The sequence below is a fragment of the Pandoraea communis genome (genome assembly GCF_902459745.1).
GTDB classification, from domain to species: domain Bacteria; phylum Pseudomonadota; class Gammaproteobacteria; order Burkholderiales; family Burkholderiaceae; genus Pandoraea; species Pandoraea communis.
The window spans coordinates 34772-57333 of sequence record NZ_CABPSJ010000010.1; the positions used below are offsets into that span (position 1 = coordinate 34772).

The following is a 22562-nucleotide window of genomic DNA, read 5'->3' on the forward strand; positions in this document are numbered from 1 at the left end:
TGAGCGCTATGGCTTCGAAGGCGCTTCCTTCTCGCGCGGCTTGCCCATGAGCACCGGCTGGAAGAACACCGCGCCGATCAGCGTGCACACGAGTGAGAGCGCCAGCAGCTTGCCCATGCTCGACGTGCCCGGATGGTGCGACAGCCACAGACTGCCGAAGGCGATGCCCGTCGTTGCGGCAGAGAGCACAATCGCCTGCGTCAGACTCGAGGCCAGCAAGTGGGTCTTCCCCTCTCGCCACGCGATCACGTAGTAGATCTTGAACGCCACGCCAACGCCAAGCAGCAACGGCAGCGCGATGATGTTCGCGAAGTTCAGCGGCAAACCGATCAGCACAGTGATTTCGAGCGTGACGGCGGCCGAGACCAACAGCGGCACCAGCGTACGCAGCACGTCGCCGAAGTTGCGCAGCGCTAGCCACAGCAACACAGTGATCGAAAGCAATGCCCAGAGGCCTGCCTCGATGAAGGCGCGGATAATCGTGTCGGCCGAGCGCAGGATCGAGATCGGGCCGCCAACGGCATCGGGTGCGCTCGCCAGCACGGCCGCACTGAACTTGCGCAGCATGGCGTCATCGCTCGGATCGGCGCCCTTCGCCACGTGCGGAGAGATGTTCACGAGCGCGCGTCCCTCGGCCGCGACCCATTGCGAAACGATGTCCTTGGGCAGCGATTCGCGCGTGACCTCACGCGGTTGCAACGCGTCGCGCAATTGGCCGAGGGCAAGCTTCAACGGCTCGGCGATCGCACGATCCGCCCGGTCGCGGGTGGCAGCATCGGCCGCCGCAAGCTTGCGCAAGGCCGTTGCCAGACGCTGCGCTTCCTTGGCCCCTTCGCCGGGGTGATCGAGCGCGGCGTCTTCCAACTGGCCGGCCGCCGTCTTGAGCGACGACACCCGCGCCGCATCGGCCACCGGGGCCAACGGCGTTTGCGAGAGCACCGGCAGCAGCGACGCGGCAGCCGTACCGATCTGCGCGAGCTTGGCCGGCTGCTCCGCCGGGATAAACGTCGTGAGCGTGACCACGCGGCCGACCTCGGGCACAGCGCGCAGCTTCGCGGCCTCGGCATTGGCCGCGTCAAGATTCGGGGCGAGCAGTTGCACGTCGTTCACGCCGGCTTCCGGCGAATTGGCCAGATCCAGCAGCGTCGCCATCGACTCCGTTTTCGGATCTTTCAAATGCAACGGGTTGAAGTCGAAATGCAGATGCGCCAGCAGTGGCAAGCCCGCGATGACAAGGGCGAGCGTGCCATACAGCAACGGCTTGCGGTACTTGTCGGTGAAATCGTCGACCGGACCGAGGCTGCGAAAGCCCGGCGGGCTCGCTTCGCCCTTCGGTTTGAACACGCTGATGAGCGCGGGCAGCAACGTAATGGCCGACGGGAATGCCACACACAAAATGCCCACGCCGGCGATCAGCCCCAGCTCGGACACGCCGCGATAGTCTGTCGGCAGGAACGAGAAGAAGCTCGCCGCCGTGGCCGCCGCGGCGAGCGACAGCGGCATCGCAATCGCCTTGCCTGCCCCCGTGAGCGCGCCACGAAGCACGTCGTCGGCCGACGACTTGCCGTCGCTGTCCAGACGATGACGCTCGTCGCGGTAGCGCACGCCGAACTGAATCCCGAAGTCCACGCCGATGCCGACGAACAGCACGGCAAACGCCACCGAAATCATGTTCAGTGCGCCAACCATCATCAGGCCGAGCGCAAACGTGACGACCAGCCCCGCCAGCAACGTGATGAACACCGCGAGAATCATCTTGCCCGAGCGTACCGCCAGCCACAGCACCACGAGCACGGCCAGCAGCGTGATGACGGCGTTCGACCCGGCGTCCTCGCGCACGGATGCGAATTCCTCATCGGACAGTGGACGCGGGCCCGTCAAACGAACCGTCGCGCCATAGCGCTCGGCGAGCTTCAGGTCGGCAGCCGCCTCGCGAATGCGCGATGCGGCGTTGGCGCCGGCTTCGAGCGCCGCATAGTCCAGCACGGGCTGCACCTGCACGTAGCTGCGCGCCACGGTATCCGGCACGACGAGGGCCCGCCACGACATGCCCGCCGGACGGCCCGCCAGCACCGCCTCGGTCGTATCGGCCGCGCGGCCGAGCAGGCGCGCCATGTCCGGCAGCTTCACCTGCCCGGTGAGCAGCGGCGTCTGCAACGTGACCGACAGGAGATTCGACAGGCCCGTGAGGCTGGGATCTTGTGCAAGACGGTTGAGCAGCGGCTTCGCGTCTTCGAGCTTGCCGGTGAGTGTTTTCACGTCGTCGAGCGACGCGAAGAGCAGCGCGTTGCGCGCAAAGAACTCGCCCGATCCCGGGCGGCTCACCGAGCGGAACACGTCCGTCTCGGTCGACAGCTTCTCGGCCAGTTCGGCGGCAGCCCGGTCGGCGAACTCCACGGCCGGGGCCTGCACCACGGCCAGCGTGATGTCGGCCTTCTGCGGGAAAGCGCGGTCGATTTCACGCCCGCGCTCGGCGGCGGGCGTGTTCGAATCGATCAGGCTCGAGATATCGGTGTTGATCGCGAAGTGCTTGGCGACGTAGACAGAACTCGCGATAACGAGAAGCAGCGAAGCGAAGATGACTGGGTACGCGTGCTTCGCCGAAAAACGGACGATGCGCACGACGAGCGAAGTCAGCATGTAGCGGTTCCGGAAGAAAGTGGAGGCCGCCCTCGCCTTCGGCCGCCTGGATCCATAAGGTCAAACGTTATGTATCCGATGCGCCGGGGAACCAATCGTGGACAAATTCCGTCGATCAGTTCATGGAAAACGAGGAAACGGTGAATTTACGAAATCGCAGCAGTATACAAGGCCGCGTGAACTACACTACGGGCCTACTCGTTTTAACCGACTAAAACCGACGAAGACGAACTGGTATGAACAAATTTCTGGTGACGGCAACCGCCGCCGTCGCATTGAGCAGCATCTGTGGCGTCTCAGGTGCCTGGGCACAGGCAAGCAGCGCGAATCCGAACGATCTGGTGAAGACGGCAGTCGAGACGGTCGTCAAGAATGCCAAGGCCGACCCGGCCGCCCGCGACGGCGATGTCGCCGCAACCGCACGTGTTGTCGCCCGCGACTTTCTGCCCTACACCGATTTCCACCGCACCACGCGCTATGCCGTGGGCGCAAAAGCATTCGATGCCGCCACACCGGCCCAGCAGCAACAGGTCTTCGAGCAGTTTCAGCAGTTGCTCGTGAACACCTTTGCGCTGCAACTCTCGCAAGTACGCGGCACGCAGATCTCATTCAAGTTTGCCCCGGCCAAACTCACCGCGAACAGCACCGATGTGGTGGTGGGCGCCACGGTCAGCGGGACTGGCGACAATCTTTCGGTCGCCTATCGTCTGGCCAAGACCGACAAAGGCTGGAAGATTTATGACATCAACATGATGGGCGAGAACGTGGCCGACGCATGGCTCATCCAGTTGTATCAGCCGCAGTTCAAGGCACGTATCGCTCAAGGCGGCATTGACGGACTGGTCACCTATCTGCGCGAGAAGAACGATCGTTTCGCCAAATAAAACAACAACTTAACGACGGGCATCGTGAACAGCGCGGCGCCTCCGGGGGCGTCGGTGTCAGCATCTCCCTCGACGGCTCGACCCACTTATCGGCAGATTCGGCCCAGATCCGTGGCAGATCGACGCCGATTCGTCAACATTTATGCAACACTCGCTGGCGCCTTCCCACGGGAGGTCGTCAGCAACATTTGGCTGCCGCGGTTACAATCGCTGCTTGTCAAACGACCGGACGGCGGTCCCCCCGAGGGTGTGCGCGATTTGCCATCGAAACTGGCGCCGCGCGTTCCATGAGGCCATGGCTTCTCAACATGGACACCCGATAGCACCGCCATCCCGGCCGACCTGAGCCGGAGAGCTGAATGCAAGTCTTCCTTGCCCAACCCCGCGGGTTTTGTGCGGGTGTCATACGTGCCATCGAGATCGTGGAGCGCGCCCTGGAAAAATACGGCGCCCCCGTCTACGTCCGCCATGAGATCGTCCACAACAAGCATGTGGTCGATTCGCTCAAGGCCAAGGGCGCGCGCTTTATCGACGAGTTGTCCGAAGCACCTGCGGGCGCCGTGACCATTTTCAGTGCACATGGCGTCGCACGCGTCGTCGAACAGGAAGCGCAGACGCGCGGCTTGAAGGTGCTCAATGCCACTTGCCCGCTCGTCACCAAGGTGCACATTCAAGGCAAGAATTATGTGTCTGCCGGTCGTGAAGTCATTCTGATCGGCCATGCCGGCCACCCCGAAGTCGAGGGGACGATGGGGCAGATCGACGGTCCGGTGCATCTTGTGCAGACCGAAGAAGATGTCGACGCATTGCCGCTCGCCGACAATACGCCGCTGTCGTACGTTACCCAGACCACGCTGTCGGTCGACGAGACTCGCGGTATCATTGCTGCGCTGCAACGTCGCTTTACCAATATCGTCGGGCCGAACACCAAGGACATCTGCTACGCCACACAGAACCGCCAGACCGCCGTGCGCGAGCTGTGCGAGCGTGTGGACGTACTGCTCGTGGTCGGGGCGACGAACAGCTCGAACTCGAACCGCCTGCGCGAAATCGGCTCCGAAATGGGGCTGCCGAGCTATCTCGTGGCCGACGGCACCGAGTTGAACCCCGAATGGGTGCGCGGCCAGGCCCGCATCGGCATTACCGCCGGGGCGTCCGCGCCCGAACGCATGGTCGAAGACGTGATCGACGCGCTGCGTCGTATCGACACCGTTGACGTGACCCTCATGGACGGCATTGAGGAAACCATCCAGTTTCGCTTGCCGTCGGAATTGATTAAAAACGAGCCGGTCGCCGCACAACACGCGGTCGCTGGCTAACGCAACACGAACAGGAGCCGAACTTGGCCATCCCCTTCCTGCAACAGGCGTATGTTGGCGCCTACCTGATGAAGCAACGCTTCAAGGGCAACAAGCGCTACCCGCTGGTGCTGATGCTCGAACCGCTGTTCCGCTGCAACCTCGCCTGCTCGGGCTGCGGCAAGATCGACTATCCGGATCCCATCCTGAATCAGCGTGTGTCGCTCAAGGACTCGCTCGACGCCGTGGACGAGTGCGGCGCACCGGTGGTCTCGATCGCCGGCGGCGAGCCGCTGCTGCACAAGGAAATGCCGCAGATCGTCAAGGGCATCATCGAGCGCAAGAAGTTCGTCTATCTGTGCACGAACGCCCTGTTGCTCGAAAAGAAGATCGACGACTACGAGCCGAGCCCGTTCTTCGTCTGGTCGATTCACCTCGACGGCGACCGTGAAATGCACGACGCCGCAGTGTCGCAGGAAGGCGTGTACGACCGCGCCGTGTCGGCCATCAAGCTGGCCAAGTCGCGTGGCTTCCGCGTGAACATCAACTGCACGCTGTTCAACAATGCCGACCCGGAGAAGGTCGCCAAGTTCTTCGATTCGACGAAGGACCTGGGCCTCGACGGCATCACCGTCTCGCCGGGCTATGCCTACGAACGCGCGCCGGATCAGCAGCACTTCCTGAACCGCTCGAAGACCAAGCAACTGTTCCGCGACATTCTCAAGCGCGGCAACGGCGGCAAGGACTGGACGTTCAGCCAGTCGAGCCTGTTCCTGGACTTCCTCGCCGGCAACCGCTCGTACCACTGCACGCCGTGGGGCAACCCGACGCGTACCGTGTTCGGCTGGCAGCGTCCGTGCTACCTGCTTGGCGAAGGTTATGCCAAGACGTACACCGAACTGATGAACACCACCGACTGGGACAAGTACGGTGTGGGCAACTACGAGAAGTGCGCCGACTGCATGGTGCACAGCGGTTTCGAAGCCACGGCCGTGAACGAGACGCTGACGCGTCCGCTGCGCGCGCTGGGTGTGGCGCTCAAGGGCGTGCGTACCGATGGCCCGATGGCCGAAGACGTCTCGTTCGCCAAGCAGCGTCCGGCCGAGTACGTGTTCTCGAAGCACGTCGAGATCAAGCTCGACGAACTGCGCCGGGCCAAGGCGTAAATGCGCTCGCGTGTGCTGGTCACCGGAGCCTCCGGGTTCGTCGGTTCTGCGGTGGCACGCACGGCGCTCGCGCGCGGTCACGAGGTTCGCCTGCTGGTGCGTGGCACCAGCCCGCGCGCGAACCTCGCCGACCTGCCCGTGGAAGTCGTGGAAGGCGACATGCGCGATGCGGCATCGATGCAACGCGCGCTCACCGGGATGGATGCCCTGCTCCACGTCGCCGCCGACTACCGCCTCTGGGCGAAAGATCCGAACGACATCATGCGGGCCAACATCGTCGGCACGCGCACGGTCATGGAAGCCGCGCTGCGTGCAGGCGTCGAGCGGGTGGTATATACCAGCAGCGTTGCCACGCTGCGTGTGCACGACGCCACCGGCCCCGTCGATGAAACCTCCCCGAACGACGAAGCCACGACCATCGGCGTGTACAAGCGCAGCAAGGTCGCGGCCGAACGTCTGGTCGAACGGATGATCGCGAACGACGGTCTGCCCGCCGTGATCGTCAATCCGTCCACGCCCATCGGGCCGCGCGACATCAAGCCCACACCGACCGGGCGCATCATCGTCGAAGCCGCGCAAGGCAAGATCCCCGCATTCGTCGATACCGGCCTGAATCTCGTGCACGTCGACGATTGCGCCGAAGGCCATCTGCTGGCCCTCGAACGCGGCCGCATCGGTGAGCGCTACATTCTTGGCGGCGACGACGTCCTGCTGCGCGACATGCTCGCGACCATTGCAGGCCTGGTCGGCCGCAAGGCCCCGACGATCGCCCTGCCGCGCTGGCCGCTTTATCCGCTCGCGATGGCAGCGCAAGGCGTCGCGCGCTTCACGGGCAAAGAGCCGTTCGTTACCGTTGATGGCCTGAAGATGTCGCGCTATCACATGTTCTTCTCGTCCGAGAAGGCGAAGCGCGACCTCGGCTACACCGCCCGCCCCCACCCCGAAGGCCTGCGCGACGCGCTCGCCTGGTTTGGTTCTGCCGGATTTTTGTCATGACTGTTTTGGCCTGGATTGCCGCGTTGTCGCTGGCCATCTGGATCTATCTGCTGAGTTCTCAGGGCGGCTTCTGGCGCGCGCGTGAGCGCGACGATCTGGACGAAGACCGTCTGCCTGTGCCCGATGTCTGGCCCGCCGTGGCCGTTGTCATTCCCGCGCGCAACGAGGCGGAGTCGATCGGACAGGTAGTCGAATCGCTGTGCCGTCAGGACTATGCAGGACGGCTGCGCATCGTGGTGGTGGACGATCAGAGTCACGACGGCACGGCCGACCTCGCCCGCGAAGCCGCCGCACGCGCTGCGGCCGACGGTTTTACGCGACGCGTGGACGTGCTCGGTGGTCAGCCGCTGCCCGGTGGCTGGACCGGCAAGATGTGGGCGGTGCGCCAGGGCGTGGCGTTCGCCAGCGATCCCGGCACGAACGACGGCGGCATCGCCCCCGACTACCTGCTGCACACCGACGCGGACATCGCGCATTCGCCCGAGAACGTGCGCCGGCTGGTCACGCGCGCCACGGGCGACCATCGCGTGCTCGTCTCGCTCATGGCGAAGCTGCGTTGCACGGCATGGTTCGAGCGCACGCTGATCCCTGCGTTCGTGTTGTTCTTCCAGATGCTGTATCCGTTCGCCTGGGTCAACGATCCGAAAAAGCGCATGGCAGCGGCGGCCGGCGGATGCATGCTGATCCATCGCGCCTCGCTCGAAGCCGGTGGCGGTATCGAAGCCATTCGCGACGAGATCATCGACGACTGCGCCATGGGTCGCCTGCTCAAGAAACAAGGCGCGATCTGGCTAGGCCTGACGGAGCGCGCGGTGAGCGTGCGTCCGTACGACAATCTCGGCGAGATTCGCAAGATGGTGTCGCGCACGGCGTACGCGCAGTTGCAGTACTCGCCGGTGTTGCTGGCGGGCACCATCGTGTCGCTGCTGCTTACGTTCATCGTGCCGCCGGCCATGACGATCTTCGCCTCGGGCATTGCCCAGTGGCTGGGGCTCTTCGCCTGGATAGCGATGACGCTGTCGTACCTGCCGATGCTGCGCTTCTATCGTCAGCCGTCGAGCTTCGGGCCGCTGCTGCCGCTCGTCGCTGCGCTGTACACCGTCTTCACGTTCGACTCGGCGCTGCAACACTGGCGCGGTCGTGGCGGCATGTGGAAGGGACGCGCTCAGGCGCGCGGACAGCAATCGTCGGACGCGTGATCCAGCACACACGGGCATCTGCCCAAAATGAAAATGCCAGCCCGTCAGTTCAGACGCGCTGGCATTTTCTTGGGCGACACCCGCGTTTGACCGGACGCGCGAAGTACCGCTCGCTCAGATGCCTGCGGCCACCGCACCGAATCCGTCCCCCAGCTTGAGGGCAACGATCTCGCGCCCGTGACGCATGGCCTGCCTGGCGAGGCTCGCGTCTTTGCCGATGCGCAGCAAGGCAGGCAGTTGCAACGGATTAACGGCGAGCGAGCGCAGCACGCCGAAAATATCGGTAGAGCCGTCGCTGCGAAGTCCGGCGAGCGCCGCCGGGGGAAGCGAACGCTCCGCCGGGTCGATCACCACGCGGGCGGCAACGAACGGCAGCCCGTGCGCCTGCGCCACTCGCGCCACGATATGCGACTCCATATCCGCCGCCGCCGCCCCGCTCTCGCGGAACAACTTGGCTTTGTCCCCGGCGGTCACCACGGGCGCGCTCACACCGGCCAGATCGGCACGTAAGGCGCCTGGCATGGCGCGGCGCAGCGCATCCGCCCAGCCAATCGCCGAGACATATTCACGCGCCTGCTGAGGCATATCCAGCACCTTGTGCGCAATGACCCACTGACCGGGCTTCACGCCGGGAATCAGGCCGCCGGCCGTACCGAAGCTCACCAGGCCGCGCGCACCGCCCTGTGCCATTGCGGCCTCGAGGTCTGCGGCGAGCGTATTGTTCTGCGCGCAGACCACGAGCACGCCGTCACCGCGCGCAATGCGGGCTTCGAAGGGCATGCCGGTCACAACGATGATGGGCGGTGTCATGGCGTTCGCGTCTTACATGCCGCAGGGCACGGGGCAATCGTTGCGCACCGTCAGATTCCGGTAGCGCGCGAGCGCCCACAGCGGGAAGAACTTGCGATAGCCGTGATAACGCAGATAGAACACGCGCGGGAAGCCTGTCGCCGTGTAGCGTTCCTCGTCCCACAGCCCGTCTTCGTTCTGGGTATTGAGCAGATAGTCGACACCGCGCTTGACCGCCGGATCGTTCGCCTTGCCTGCCGCCATCAGGCCGAGCAATGCCCATGCCGTCTGTGACGCGGTGCTCGGTGCTGCCTCATAGCCCTTGTAGTCGAGTTTGTAACTATCGCCGTCCTCGCCCCAGCCGCCATCGGCGTTCTGGATCGAGAGGAGCCACTGCGCCGAACGGGCCAGCGCCGGATGCTCCGGCGGCAAACCCGCCGCCTGCAAACCGCACATGGCCGACCACGTGCCGTACACGAAATTCATGCCCCAGCGGCCGTACCAGCTACCGTCGGCTTCCTGATCGTCGAGGATGTACTTCAACGCCAGGTCGGCAGACGCCTTGCGCGCCGGCGACGACGGCAATTGCGCCAGCATCGACAGACAACGCGCCGAGACGTCCACCGTCGGCGGATCGAGCAACGCACCGTGATCCGAGAACGGGATGTTGTTCAGATACAGATGGGTGTTCTCGGGCTCGAACGCGCCCCAGCCACCGTTGCCGCTCTGCATGCCGATCACCCACTCCGTGCCGCGATCGATGGCATGGCGCATCGGACGCGTGCTCGCATCGACCTTGTCGTTCTCGAAGGTGCCCGCGAGCTTCTCGTAGCGATCCATCGCCATGGCGACCACCGCGGTGTCGTCCACGTCCGGGTAATGGGGGTTGGCGAACTGGAAGGCCCAGCCGCCCGGCCGCACATTTGGACGACGCGAGATCCAGTCGCCCCGCACGTCCAGAATCTGAAGCGGGATGAGCCACTCGAGCCCCTTGCCAGCCAGTTCGATGGCGCGCTTGTCGCCGGTTTCGAGCAACGCGTGCGCTGAGAGCGCGGTGTCCCACACCGGCGACAGACACGGCTGCACGTAAGTCTCATGATCGGCCGGCGTCACCAGCTTTTCGACCGACTTGCGGGCAATCGCACGGCTCGGATGATCTTCCGGATAGCCGAGTACGTCGTACATCATGACCGCGTTCGCCATCGCCGGATAAATCGCGCCAAGGCCGTCTTCGCCGTTCAAACGCGCTTCGACGAAATCGACGGCGCGCTTGATCGACTTCTCGCGCAGCGTCTTCGGAAAGTACGGATCGAGCGCACGCAGCACGTGATCAACACCCGAGAAGAACGTGAACCAGAAACGGCTCTGATGCGGGGCGCGCTTCGGCGGCCCCACGTCTTTGGGGTTGCCGATGAACAGTTCGTCGATGCCGATCCCCTTCGGATTGCGCGCGAGCGGACGCTTGGCCTGCAACACGAGCAGCGGCACGATCACGGTGCGCGCCCAGTACGACACCTTCGACAAATGGAAGGGGAACCACTGCGGCAGCAGCATGATCTCGACGGGCATCATCGGTACCGCACGCCAGGAGAGTACGCCATACAGCGCCAGCAGAATGCGAGTGAAGACGTTCGAATTCTGCGCGCCGCCACGCGAGAGGATGGCCTCGCGTGCCCGCACCATGTGCGGGGCGTCGATCGGCTCACCGATCATCTTGAGCGCGAAGTACGCCTTCACACTGGCGCTCATGTCGAACTTGCCATTGTGAAACAGCGGCCAGCCGCCATGTTCGCCCTGAATACGACGCAGGTAGGCGGCGATCTTCGCTTCGAGTTCGGCGTCGACCTTCTCACCCAGATGGTGACGAAGCAGCACATATTCGGCCGGAATGGTCGAGTCGGCTTCCAGTTCGAACAGCCAGTGACCGTCTTCCTGTTGCAGGTCGAGCAACGCCGTGATCGAGCGGTCGATTCCCGTCTCGAGAGTTTGCGTGGCCATTGCCGTGCTCACCTTCTTGGCAAGCTCCGTATGCAGCTTCAGATCCACGGCCGTGGCGGTGGCCGTGCGTCGCGCTTCCTTTTCGGAAGCATCGCGTATCGTATCCATGGCGTTCTTGCCTACTCAAAGGCGTATGAGCGGCGCGTGGCACGCGCCGGTTAAACATTCACTCTTGCGATTGCGCCGGGTTCTTCTGCCCGGCTGGCGCATAAGACGATACGGCAGGGCTCAAGCCGGACGCAGCGTGTCGGCCGCCCGGTTGCCGCTGCGCAGCGCACCTTCGATGGTCGCGGGCAGCCCCGTGGCCGTCCAGTCGCCGGCCAGCACGAGATTGCGCCAGCGTGTCTGCGTGCCTGGGCGACGCTTGTCCTGCGCCGGTGTCGCTGCGAACGTGGCGCGCTTCTCGCGCACCAACTGCCACACCGGCATCGGCGTGGACGGCACCTGACAGGCGCGTGCGACTTCTTCCCAAATGCGAAGCGCGAGCGATTCCCGCGATTCGTCGAGCAAATGGTCCGCACCGCTGATCGTGACCGACAGTCGGCCGTCGAACGCGAAGATCCAGTCGCTCACACCGTTCACCACGCCGATCATCGGCGGGCAACCCGGCGGCGGCGGCACCTGAAAGTGCGCGTTGACGATCGCCCGGTATTCATCCGGTGTGGTCAGTTCCGGCACCAACGCAGCCGCCACGTTCGGCGGTACGGCGAGCACTACGGCATCGTCGGCCGCCAGCGTTTGCGGTCCGTCGCCAAAATCGATCGATTCGACACGGCTGCCGTCCGGCGCATAGCCTAACGCGCGCACGCGGTGCTGCATCATCACGCGCGCGCCCTTCGCATCCAGGTAGGCCAGCGCGGGCGTGACGAACGACACGTCCAGACCGTCGCTAGCAATCAGCGGATGACAAGCCTTGCCGCCGGCCGCGAGCGTCTCGCGAATGACGGCGGCGGCCATCTGCGCCGAGCCTTCCGCCGGATCGGCGTTGAGCACAGCGAGAAACAACGGGTGAATCAACCGCTTGTACAGCGTGGGCGGGCAATTCATGGCGTCCGTCATCGTCGCGTCGGGCCCTGCGCGCAGCAGCGGTGCGAGCGATAGATAGTCAGACCATTTCGTGCCCGGCACGCGAGCACCTTTATCGAAAATCCACCACGGCAGGCGCCCTTCCGACAGACGCACTGTCCAGCGCGCATCGCCATCGAGGTCGATGAACGCGAACTCGGCGCGATCGGGGCCGCTCAGCGTGTGCTCGGAACCGATGGTGCGCGTGAATTCGCGCATCGTCGTATTGCCCGAGAGCACCAGATGATTGCCGTTATCGATCACGGCATTCAACTGCCGGTCGAAATACGAGCGGCAACGTCCGCCCGCCTGCGGCGCGGCCTCATGCAGCACAACAGGCACACCTCGCGTGGCGAGCCTTACCGCGGCGGCCAGCCCTGCAAGGCCGGCGCCGATGACGTGAACCGTGCCCGCCATCAGAAGACCATCTGCCGCAGCAGCATCAGAATGAGGCGCCAGCGCGGCACACGCACGCGCTCGCGAGGCACGGCAAAACCGCGTGCGACGAGCTTGTCGAGAATCGCCCCGTAGGCCTTGGCCATCACGGCGGGTGCGACGACCATGCGACGCGGATGCCGCACCATGATCGCCCGCGCCCTTGCATAGTGCTCGCGCGCGCGCGTCACGAGCGGCGCGCAGGCACGGTCGAGCTTGGCAGCCACGACCATCTCGGGGGTCACGCCCACGAGACCGGCGTCGGCCAGCGTTTCACGCGGCAGATAGACCCGGCCGATGCCGGCATCTTCGTCGATATCACGCAGAATATTCGTCAATTGCAAGGCACGGCCGAGGTGATAAGACAGGTCGATGCCATCTTGCTCAGGCATGCCGAACACCTTGACCGACAAGCGTCCGACGGCGCTCGCCACGCGATCGCAATACAGATCGAGCGTGGCGAGATCGGGCGCGACGATGGGGCCGCAGGCGTCCATTTCCATGCCTTCGATGACGGCAAGGAAGTCTTCGTGCTTCAGGCCGAATTGCTTGACCACTCGGGCGAGTTTCACGAGCGACGGCGCGGGGCGGCCGTCGTACAGATCGGCCAGATCGCGCCGCCAGACGGCCAGACGCGACATACGGCTCGCCGACGTGTCTTCGCCGTCGTCGGCAATGTCGTCCACGGCGCGGCAAAAGGCGTAGATCTCGAACATGCCTTCGCGTTGCGCAGGCGGCAGGATACGCATGGCAGCGTAAAAACTGCTGCCCGACGCCACACGTGCGCTGCTTTGCTCAGGCGAAATATCGATGGGTTCGGCGACGCTCACGAGGCTCCTCGTCGTGCAGGGGAACAGGGTGACACCACGGAAAAAACTCTGGAGATTCTTGCAAGGAGGGAAGTATACCGGGGATTGGCGCGACTTTCCCGCCAGAATTTGCAACGATAGCATAGAATCTTGGGGCACTCAGCGCAGCCGCGTTGCCCCAATTGCCTCACCAGCCCGATGACTTCCGACGCCAAGATCGAGCATTACGAGAACTTCCCGGTCGCCAGTATCCTGCTGCCGCGCGAGATGCGCGCGCCGGTCGGCGTGATCTACAACTTTGCCCGCACCGCCGACGACATTGCCGACGAGGGCGATGCGACCAACGCCGAGCGGCACGCCGGCCTCGCCGCCTATCAGGCCGAACTCGACAAGATCGCCGCCGGACAGCCGACATCTCCCGACAAGCCGCTGTTCGCCGCCCTGGCGCGCGTCATCGCCGAGCATCGCCTCGCCGTTCAGCCCTTCTCCGACCTGCTCTCGGCGTTCGATCAGGATATCGAGGTCAAGCGCTACGCCACCTTTGCCGACTTGCGCGACTACACCCGGCGTTCTGCCGACCCGGTCGGGCGCATCATGCTCGGTCTGTTCAAGCTCGACACGCCCGAGAACGTCGCTCGCTCCGACGATATCTGCTCCGCCCTGCAACTCATCAACTTCTGGCAGGACGTGGCAGTCGACTGGCGCAAGGCGCGCGTCTATCTGCCGCAGGGCGACATGGCCCGCTTCGGCGTGACCGACGCCGATATCGGCGCGCAGACGTTCGACGACCGCTGGCGCGCGCTCATGCGTTACGAGGTCGACTTCGCGCGTCAGATGATGCTGCGCGGCGCACCGCTCGCCAACCGGGTGCCGGGGCGTTTTGGGCTCGAACTATGCTGCGTGGTGCATGGCGGCTTGCGCATTCTCGACATGATCGAAGCGGCCAACTACGACGTCTTCCGCCACCGCCCGCAACTGGGAAAATCCGACGGACTGCGCGTGTTCTTGCGCGGCCTCGGTATGAAACTGAGCGGCACACCGCCCAAGGCACGCGCCAACTGAAACCGTTCCGCCCTGTCGCGGCCCTCAGCCGCGCGGGGTTCGGCGCACCGTGGCACCACCGATTGCCTCGCTTCTGGCGCTTCTCCGGCTTGCACAGGTGTCCTAACGTGACGGGATAGCGCGTCCCGCCTGTCGCGGCACGCCCATCTGCAACCTACGGGAGCCCGTGCGCGTGAACCTGCCTGCCAGTCTCCAACGTCTTGCCTCGAATCGTTCCCCCGTGCGCTCGCACGCCGGTGTGCTCTTTACCATCGTCATCGTGGCGTGGGGCGTGAACTGGCCGGTGAGCAAGGCATTGCTCCTGCATGTCTCTCCATGGTGGAGCGCGGCACTGCGCTCGGTCGTCGGCATGACGACGCTCTTCGTCATCTGCGCCCTCACCCGGCGTCTCGTGCTGCCGCGCCGGGGCGATCTGCCCGTCATCCTGAGCGTGGGCTTGTTGCACATGACGGTGTTCTCGCTGCTCGTCGCGTTGAGTCTTCAATACGTCAGCGCGGGACGCTCCGCCGTGCTCGCCTACACCACGCCCCTCTGGGTGATGCCAGCCGCACGCGTGTGGCTGGGCGAAGCGCTCACACCGCGCCGTGCGCTCGGACTCGCGTGCGGCCTGTTGGGTCTGGCCGTGATGTTCAACCCGCTCGCATTCGACTGGCACGACCGTCAGGCCGTGTTCGGCAACGCGCTGGTGCTGGCGGCGGCCTTCGCCTGGGCGGTGGCCATCGTCCACGCGCGAGCGCACCGCTGGGTCAACGGTCCGTTCGAACTCAGCCCGTGGCAGTTGCTGCTCGCCAGCGGTGTGATGTGCGCGCTCGCGCTCGTGGTCGACGGCGCGCCGCATATCAGCGGCTGGCGCGGGTTCTCGGGATTGCTCGCCTACGGCGGGGTGATCGGCGGCGGCATTGCCTATTGGCTTGCCGGCGTAGTCACGCGTCGGTTGCCGGCGGGCGTCACTTCGCTCGGATTGCTCGGCGTACCGGTCGTCGGTACGCTGGCCTCGGCCCTCATCCTGCGCGAGTCGCTGGGATGGGACGTCTGGCTTGCCCTCGCCCTGATCGTCGGCGGCATCGCGCTCGGCACGGCGACGGGCACTGCGACGTCATGCCGCACGGACGCCACCGCCTGAGCCCCCCTGCGCTTGACCCATCGCAAGAACCGTTTGCCCGGCAGGTGCCAGACTGCCTTCTCGCGCGCGCAACGCCATCTCGGCGCCTTTGCGCGAGCGAGCCAACTTCGACGAACGGAACTGACATGAACGAGCAATGGTTGACGCTGGCCGGCCGCCGGCTGGTGCCGGTGGTGCAAGGCGGCATGGGAATCGGCATCTCCGCGCACCGGCTGGCGGGCACAGTCGCGCGGCACAACGGCATGGGCACGATCGCGAGCATCGATCTGCGTCACCATCACCCCGACCTGCTCGCCCAAGTCGAAGGCACGCGGGACAAGGCGGCCATCGAGGCCGTCAATCTGATCGCGCTGGATCGCGAAGTCCGCGCCGCCAAGGCAATTGCCGACGGCAACGGGCTAGTGGCGGTCAACGTCATGAAAGCGGTGAGCGCGCACGCGTCGCTGGTGCGCCAGGCGTGCGAGAGTGGTGCGGACGCCATCGTCATGGGCGCGGGACTGCCGCTCGATCTGCCCGAACTCACGGCCGAGCATCCGCACGTCGCCCTCATTCCGATTCTGTCGGACTCACGCGGCGTGAGTCTGGTACTGCGCAAGTGGATGAAGAAGGGACGCCTGCCGGACGCCATCGTCATCGAGCATCCGGCGCATGCGGGCGGGCATCTCGGCGCATCGCGCATCGAGGATCTGGGCGACGCGCGCTTCTCGTTCGACCGCGTGCTCGCGGAGTGCCGCGAGATCTATGCCGCACTCGGCATCGACTGGGACAGCGTGCCGCTGATCGTGGCGGGCGGCATCCATCGTCACGAGCAGGTCCTGCATTGGCTCGACAAGGGTGCGGCCGGCGTACAGTTGGGGACGGCATTTGCCGTCACGGAGGAATCGGACGCCCATCCGGCCTTCAAGGAAGTGCTCGCTCGCGCCCGCCCCGAAGACATTGCCGAATTTACCAGCGTGGCCGGACTGCCTGCGCGCGCGGTGCTCACACCGTGGCTCAAGAAATATCTGTCGCGCGAGACGGCCTTGCAGGCCAAGGCGAAGGTGCGGCAATGTCTGGAAGGGTTCGATTGCTTGCAGGCCTGCGGGTTTCGCGACGGCGTGGCGCGCATCGGGCAGTTCTGCATCGATCTGAAGCTTGCACAGGCGGTGCGTGGCGACGTGGCGCGCGGACTCTTCTTCCGAGGCCGCGACCCGCTGCCGTTTGGCGATCGCATACGTCCTGTGGCCGATCTCATGCGCTACCTGCTCACGGGCGAGCGGCCGGACGAGGGGAACACGGCAACAACAGCGACAACGGCGTAATCCGGCTCACTTTATCGATGGTATGGACGGTGTGTCCACGGTGGCGTCCGGCGATGCGTCTGGCGCACGGGTGCCGTCCGGCGGGCTCGTGCCCCCCTTCTCCTCTCGCGCCGCCATTCGCCGGTCGAAAAACGCGGCCAGCGCCGGATCGTTCACTTTGAGATCGAACTGAAAATCGTCGACGGCGTTGAAATAGCCGTCGCACAAATCGGCCTTCTCGGCCTCGGTCGGTTGATCGTCGATACTGCGCGAGTACACGACGAACTGACGCTCGACGAGCGTGGGCAACTGCGTGCGCAACAGGTCATCGAAACGCTCGCGTGCCTGCGCGTCGGTGTAAGCGGCCTGCAATTCGGCGCGCACGCGCCGGCCCTCGGCGAGATAGTCACGGTGACGCGCCTGCCACGCGCGCAACGCCGCGTTGCCATGCGCTCGGGTCGGCTCTCCGTAGAGGCCGCATTTCTGCACCAGCCGCTCCAGCACCAGCCCCACGCCTTCGGGTGAGGCAATCGCCGCCCCCATCAGTTCGGCGTCATTCCGGTATTGAGGCGGTTGCGCGGGCGCGGGCGCCGTCCACACGAAGCCCGCGCCCGCCATGGCACAGGCGACGAGGCGTCGCAATGCGTTGCCACGTAGCATCGTTCCAGCTCAAAGGGATGGCGTGCTCGGACGGCTACGCTCTTGGAGATATCGCATCGGCCACGACGTCGATGGCAGCATCTTAGCCCAAGTGAAGGCAAGACGTGCCACCGCCTTCCGCGCGGCCCGGCCATCAGGCCGACGTCGCGGCCGGGCAGGCCTCGGGCCCCAGTTTTGCGACCATGTAACGAACGAAATCGTCGAGCTTCGACGACACGAAGCGTCCGGCAAGATGCACGAGGTGCATGGGCTCGCTTAGTTGCACATCGGCCTCGAGCACGCGCACCAGCCGTCCCGCTTGCACTTCGGGCGCGAGCAGATACTCCGGCAATAGCGCAATGCCCATGCCATGCACGGCCGCCTGCAACTGCGCAAGCGGATTGTGGGCGATGAGCCGGGCGTCGCGAACCGTGCCGCCACTCGCCCCGGCTTGCGTGAACACCCAACGGCCCAGCACGTCGTCATAGCGGAACCCGAGACAATCGTGTCCGGCCAGATCGACGGGTTGCCGGGGCACGCCGCGCCGCGCCAGATAAGCAGGCGACGCGCATGCCACACGCGTCACGCCGCGCAGGGTATGCGCCACCAGCCCCGGCACGGGATTTCCGCCCGCCTGAAAGGCCGCGTGAATTCCCTCTTCCTCAAGATCGACAACGCGATCCTTGAGTGCGAGATCGAGTGCGACGTCCGGATGCGATTGCAGGTACTCGGCAAAGATCGGCATGAGCAGGTGCGAGCCCACGGTTGTCGGTGCGCTCACGCGAAGCTGACCGACGGGCCGTGAAATTGCCCCTGGCATCGACGCCCCCGCGGGCCCGGCATCGCCCAGCGCATCGGCGTTCTCCACCCGCGCGAGCACTTCCGCACACTCGGCGAAGTACCGCTGGCCCAACGCCGTCGGCACCTGGCGCCGCCCGTTACGCCGCAGCAGCGGCTGCCCAAGGCGCGCCTCGAGCACCTGTACGTGACGCGCGGCGGTGACTGCCGACATGCCACAGGCCGCCGCGCCAGCGGACAAACTGCCGGCGCGCACGACCTGTACGAACACCTCCATGCATTTGAGGCGATCCATGATCAATCGCGCAGCTTTGCCCGTTCGATGGACATGTGCGTGGGCATCATATTGGTATTGGCGTTATGCATCACCCAGAGCGAGCCGGCGACGATGATGGCGATCAATCCTGCGGTACACAGGAAGATGGCCGAGTTCTGACGCTGGCTGCGCTTCGCGCCGATGTGCAGGAAGTACACGAGCTGCACGATCAGCTGCGCCACACACAGCACGACGATGCTCGCCAATCCCATGCCCGCCGGCACCAGCTTGAGCATGACCGCACCGAACGACGCGAACGTGAGCACCAGCGAAAGGAAGAAGCCGATGACGTAATCGCGCAGGTGACTTTGCGAGGCATACGCCGCATGGTCGTGGACTTGAGCGCGCGTCATACGAACTCCCGCAGATAGACGAAGGTGAAGACACAGATCCAGACGAGGTCCAGAAAGTGCCAGAACAAGCTCAGGCATTGCAGGCGGCGGCGCACCACGGCGTCGAAGCCGAAGCGCCCGATCTGGTGGATCATCACGACGAGCCACAGCAGACCGCACGTGACGTGCAGGCCGTGTGTGCCCACAAGCGTGAAGAACGCCGACAGGAATGCGCTGCGTCCCGGCCCGGCGCCTTCGTGGAGCAATGCCGAGAATTCGTAGATTTCCATGGAGACGAACGCCGCACCGAGCGCGAACGTCACCCACAGCCAGCGCTGGACGATGGCCTCGTTACCCGGGCGCATGGACAGCGACGCGAGGCCGAACGTGAAGCTGGAGAGCAGCAGCAGCATGGTCTCGCCGAGCACGAACGGCAGCTCGAACAACTCGCGGCCGGTCGGCCCGCCAGCGGTGTTCTGCACAAGCACGCCGAACGTGGCGAACAGCACGCAGAAGATGAGACAGTCGCTCATCAGGTAGATCCAGAAACCAAGCGTCGTGGTGGCGCCGGTGTCGTGATGACCGTGAGCGTGATCGTCGGACGGCGCGTTGGCGCCGTGCCCGTGATGAGGATGAAGGGATGCCGAGGACATCAGGCGGCCTTTTGCAGGGATTGACGCGCAGGAAGCGCTGCACGCAGGTCGGCAAAGCGGGCGTTTTCGATACGCTCCACTTCGGCCGCCGGCACGTAGTAATCGACGTCGCGGTCGTAGGTACGCCACAGGAAGACGGCAAGCGTGGCGACGAGGCTCGCACCGGCGAGCCACCAGATGTGCCACACGAGCGCAAAGCACATGACACCGCTGAACACCGAGACGAGGAAACCGGTGCCGGTGTTGCGCGGCATATGGATGTCTTCGTATTGCTTGGGCTCACGCCATGCGAGGCCGCGCGCTTTGTCGTCCCAATGCTGCTCGAGCGAGTCGATGTGCGGCACGTGCGCGAAGTTGTAGAACGGCGCCGGCGACGACGTTGCCCACTCCAGGCTGCGTGCGTCCCACGGATCGCCCGTCAGGTCGCGGTTGGCGTTGCGGTCGCGAATGCTCACGGCCAGTTGCACGATGAACGCCAGAATACCCAGTCCAATCACCGCCGCGCCCACGGCGGCCACGATCAGGTACGGCTGCCAGTCGGGTTGCACGTAGTGGTTCATGCGGCGTGTCATGCCCTTGAAGCCCAGCACGTACAGCGGCATGAAGGCCAGATAGAAGCCCACCAGCCAGCAGGTGAACGAGATCTTGCCCCAGCGTTCGTTAAGCGTGAAGCCGAACACTTTCGGGAACCAGAACGTAATCCCCGCGAGGCACCCGAAGACGACGCCGCCGATGATGACGTTGTGGAAGTGCGCCACGAGGAACAGCGAGTTGTGCAGCACGAAGTCGGCCCCCGGCACGGCGAGCAGCACGCCGGTCATGCCGCCGATGGCGAACGTCACCATGAATCCGATGGTCCAGAGCGTGGACGAGTGGTATCGGATACGGCCCTGATACATGGTGAACAGCCAGTTGAACAGCTTCACGCCGGTCGGAATCGAGATGATGGTCGTCATGATCCCGAAGAACGCGTTGACGTTGGCCCCGGAGCCCATGGTGAAGAAGTGGTGCAGCCACACGAAGAACGACAAAATGCCGATGGACGAGGTGGCGTAGACCATGGACTTGTAGCCGAACAGGGGCTTGCGCGAGAACGCGGCGATGATTTCGGAGAACGCGCCGAACGCCGGCAAGATCAGGATGTACACCTCGGGGTGACCCCATATCCAGATGAGGTTCACGTACATCATGGCGTTGCCGCCCAGTTCGTTGGTGAAGAAGTGCATGCCCAGGTAGCGGTCGGCGGTGAGCAGCGCGAGCGTGGCGGTCAGCACCGGGAACACGGCGACGATGAGGATGTTGGTGATCAGCGCCGTCCAGGTGAACACGGGCATCTTCATCAGGTTCATGCCGGGCGCACGCATGCGCAGGATGGTGACGATGAAGTTGATGCCGGTCAGCGTGGTGCCGAGCCCCGATATCTGTAGCGACCAGATGTAGTAGTCCACCCCGACGGTCGGGCTGTACCCCAGTTCGGACAGCGGCGGATACGCGACCCAGCCGGTGGCGGCAAAATCGCCCACGAACATGGACATCATGACGAGCACGGCGCCCATGGCGGCGAGCCAGAACGACAGGGAGTTCACGAACGGGAAGGCGACGTCGCGCGCGCCGATTTGCAGCGGCACGATCACGTTCATCAAGCCAAGCACGAGCGGCGTGGCCACGAAGAAGATCATGATGACGCCATGCGCCGTGAAGATCTGATCGTAGTGATGCGGCGGCAGATAGCCCGCCTCTCCTCCGGCGGCAACCGCCTGTTGCGCGCGCATCATGATGGCGTCGGCAAAGCCGCGCAGCAGCATGACCAGCGCGAGCACGATGTACATCACGCCAATACGCTTGTGGTCGACTGAGGTGATCCACTCTTTCCAGAGGTAGCCCCATTTCCGGTAGTACGTGATGGCGCCCAGAAGCGCCGCGCCACCCATCAGCACCACGGCAAGCGTGCCCATGATGATGGGCTCGTGCAGCGGAATGGCGTCGAGATCGAGTTTTCCAAACATGACTTACTCCGTGAACGCGCGCGGCGCAGCAGGTGGCACACCGGCTTCGCGCTCGGGACGCTGCGCGAGAAGCGCGCGGCGATCCAGTGGGCCGAGTTGGCCGTCCACACGGCAATTGGCGGCGGCGATGATGTCGTCGAGGGCACTGCCCGCGACACGCATGCCTTGAGAGGTGCCGTCCATGGGCCCCATGTATTTGCCGACGATGGCGTCGAACAGCCCCGGCATGACGTTGGCGTAAATCGCGACGGGCGCACCGGTGCCCGGCTGTTCGAGCTTGACGTAGGTCGGTGCGTCAAGCGCGTCGGGCACGGCCTGCGCTTCCCTGACCCATTTGTCGAAGTCACCGCGCGAAGTCACATGCGCCTTGAAGTGCATGTCCGAAAAGCCCGCCCCGCTGTAGGCGGACGACATCCCGGCATACGTGCCGGTCTGGTTGGCGATCAGGTGCAGCTTGGTCTGCATGCCCGACATGGCGTAGACCATGCTCCCAAGCTGCGGGATGAAGAAGGCGTTCATCAACGACTCGGCCGTGAGCTTGAACTCGACGGGCGTGTCGACCGGCAACACGAGCTTATTAACGGTGGCGACGTGGTAGTCCGGATAGATGAAGAGCCACTTCCAGTTGAGCGCCACGACTTCGACTCGCACGGGCGGCTTGTCAGACACAACGGGCTCGATGGCACGGTACGGATCGAGCTTGTGAGTCGTCTCCCAGATCATCACGGCAAGCGCGACGACGATGACGACGGGGATACTCCACACGACCACTTCGATCTTGGTCGAGTGCGCCCATTTGGGCGAGTAGGTCGCAGCGGTGTTGGTCTCGCGATAGCGCCAGAAGAACACGAGCGTGAGCACGATCACCGGAATCACGACAAGCAGCATGACACCCATGGCGATCAGGATCAGATGCTTTTCCTGCTCCCCGACACTGCCCTTCGGGTCAAGCAGCTCCAGCGTGCAACCGCTCATGGACACCACCGCCATCGCCGCCGCAACCCGCGCACACCACATGCGCCAACGCGCGACAGGTGTCGTGTCTGCCCTTCCCCTCTCGGTGGGCAAGACGTT

At 64.6% G+C, this 22562-nt stretch carries 19 protein-coding genes; 8 read left to right on the plus strand and 11 right to left on the minus strand.

Features of this window, described 5'->3' with window-relative positions; all coding sequences use genetic code 11:
* Positions 1–6: 6 nt before the first annotated feature.
* The gene (gene hpnN / locus PCO31110_RS25240; RefSeq protein ID WP_150691733.1) at positions 7–2640 is read right to left on the minus strand and encodes a hopanoid transporter HpnN; all 2634 of its coding nucleotides are present in this window, start codon (positions 2638–2640) and stop codon (positions 7–9) included.
* A gap of 236 nt (positions 2641–2876) precedes the next feature.
* Between hpnN and PCO31110_RS25245 the strand changes: the two genes are divergently transcribed.
* From PCO31110_RS25245 to PCO31110_RS25265, 5 genes are all read left to right on the plus strand, one after another.
* Entirely contained in the window at positions 2877–3524 is a 648-nt protein-coding gene (locus PCO31110_RS25245; RefSeq protein WP_150691734.1) for an MlaC/ttg2D family ABC transporter substrate-binding protein, read from the plus strand.
* A gap of 359 nt (positions 3525–3883) precedes the next feature.
* A complete protein-coding gene (gene ispH, locus PCO31110_RS25250; RefSeq protein ID WP_010805314.1) occupies positions 3884–4843 on the plus strand; it encodes a 4-hydroxy-3-methylbut-2-enyl diphosphate reductase in 960 nt (319 codons plus the stop codon).
* Between the two features lie 23 nt (positions 4844–4866).
* On the plus strand, positions 4867–5988 hold the full coding sequence (hpnH, locus tag PCO31110_RS25255; protein WP_010805315.1) for an adenosyl-hopene transferase HpnH: 1122 nt from the start codon (positions 4867–4869) through the stop codon (positions 5986–5988).
* Entirely contained in the window at positions 5989–6984 is a 996-nt protein-coding gene (gene hpnA / locus PCO31110_RS25260; protein ID WP_010805316.1) for a hopanoid-associated sugar epimerase, read from the plus strand.
* On the plus strand, positions 6981–8183 hold the full coding sequence (locus PCO31110_RS25265) for a glycosyltransferase (protein WP_150691735.1): 1203 nt from the start codon (positions 6981–6983) through the stop codon (positions 8181–8183). Before hpnA ends, PCO31110_RS25265 begins: the two co-directional genes overlap by 4 nt.
* Positions 8184–8297: 114 nt before the next feature.
* On the opposite strand, the gene PCO31110_RS25270 is transcribed toward PCO31110_RS25265, so the two are convergent.
* The 4 genes from PCO31110_RS25270 to hpnD form a co-directional block, all read right to left on the minus strand.
* Positions 8298–8993 carry a phosphorylase gene (locus PCO31110_RS25270; protein WP_150691736.1) on the minus strand — a complete coding sequence of 232 codons (696 nt, stop codon included), beginning with the start codon at positions 8991–8993 and terminating at the stop codon, positions 8298–8300.
* Positions 8994–9005: 12 nt separating this feature from the next.
* A complete protein-coding gene (shc, locus tag PCO31110_RS25275; protein ID WP_150691748.1) occupies positions 9006–10970 on the minus strand; it encodes a squalene--hopene cyclase in 1965 nt (654 codons plus the stop codon).
* Positions 10971–11198: 228 nt separating this feature from the next.
* Positions 11199–12452, minus strand: a complete 1254-nt coding sequence (gene hpnE, locus PCO31110_RS25280) for a hydroxysqualene dehydroxylase HpnE (protein WP_150691737.1) — start codon at positions 12450–12452, stop codon at positions 11199–11201.
* A complete protein-coding gene (gene hpnD, locus PCO31110_RS25285; protein ID WP_010805321.1) occupies positions 12452–13300 on the minus strand; it encodes a presqualene diphosphate synthase HpnD in 849 nt (282 codons plus the stop codon). Before hpnD ends, hpnE begins: the two co-directional genes overlap by 1 nt.
* Before the next feature lie 177 nt (positions 13301–13477).
* Between hpnD and hpnC the strand changes: the two genes are divergently transcribed.
* From hpnC to PCO31110_RS25300, 3 genes are all read left to right on the plus strand, one after another.
* Positions 13478–14341: a squalene synthase HpnC gene (gene hpnC, locus PCO31110_RS25290; RefSeq protein WP_010805322.1), complete on the plus strand. Its 864-nt coding sequence runs from the start codon at positions 13478–13480 to the stop codon at positions 14339–14341.
* A gap of 172 nt (positions 14342–14513) precedes the next feature.
* Complete coding sequence (locus tag PCO31110_RS25295) at positions 14514–15464, plus strand: DMT family transporter (RefSeq protein WP_246189981.1); 951 nt, start codon at positions 14514–14516, stop codon at positions 15462–15464.
* A 125-nt stretch (positions 15465–15589) separates the two neighbouring features.
* Positions 15590–16765, plus strand: coding sequence for an NAD(P)H-dependent flavin oxidoreductase (locus PCO31110_RS25300; RefSeq protein WP_150691738.1), 1176 nt, complete (start codon positions 15590–15592; stop codon positions 16763–16765).
* 6 nt (positions 16766–16771) lie between these two features.
* Here PCO31110_RS25300 and PCO31110_RS25305 read toward each other — a convergent pair whose 3' ends face one another.
* The 6 genes from PCO31110_RS25305 to cyoA all read right to left on the minus strand — a co-directional run bounded on the left by PCO31110_RS25305 (position 16772) and on the right by cyoA (position 22505).
* Positions 16772–17404, minus strand: coding sequence for a hypothetical protein (locus PCO31110_RS25305; protein ID WP_150691739.1), 633 nt, complete (start codon positions 17402–17404; stop codon positions 16772–16774).
* A gap of 133 nt (positions 17405–17537) precedes the next feature.
* Positions 17538–18476, minus strand: a complete 939-nt coding sequence (locus PCO31110_RS25310) for a LysR family transcriptional regulator (protein ID WP_010805326.1) — start codon at positions 18474–18476, stop codon at positions 17538–17540.
* A 2-nt stretch (positions 18477–18478) separates the two neighbouring features.
* Entirely contained in the window at positions 18479–18850 is a 372-nt protein-coding gene (gene cyoD / locus PCO31110_RS25315; protein ID WP_010805327.1) for a cytochrome o ubiquinol oxidase subunit IV, read from the minus strand.
* Positions 18847–19482: a cytochrome o ubiquinol oxidase subunit III gene (gene cyoC, locus PCO31110_RS25320; RefSeq protein ID WP_010805328.1), complete on the minus strand. Its 636-nt coding sequence runs from the start codon at positions 19480–19482 to the stop codon at positions 18847–18849. The genes cyoD and cyoC overlap by 4 nt, the downstream gene beginning before the upstream one ends.
* Entirely contained in the window at positions 19482–21488 is a 2007-nt protein-coding gene (gene cyoB / locus PCO31110_RS25325) for a cytochrome o ubiquinol oxidase subunit I (protein WP_010805329.1), read from the minus strand. The genes cyoC and cyoB overlap by 1 nt, the downstream gene beginning before the upstream one ends.
* A 3-nt stretch (positions 21489–21491) precedes the next feature.
* Entirely contained in the window at positions 21492–22505 is a 1014-nt protein-coding gene (gene cyoA, locus PCO31110_RS25330; RefSeq protein WP_150691749.1) for a ubiquinol oxidase subunit II, read from the minus strand.
* Positions 22506–22562 lie beyond the last annotated feature (57 nt).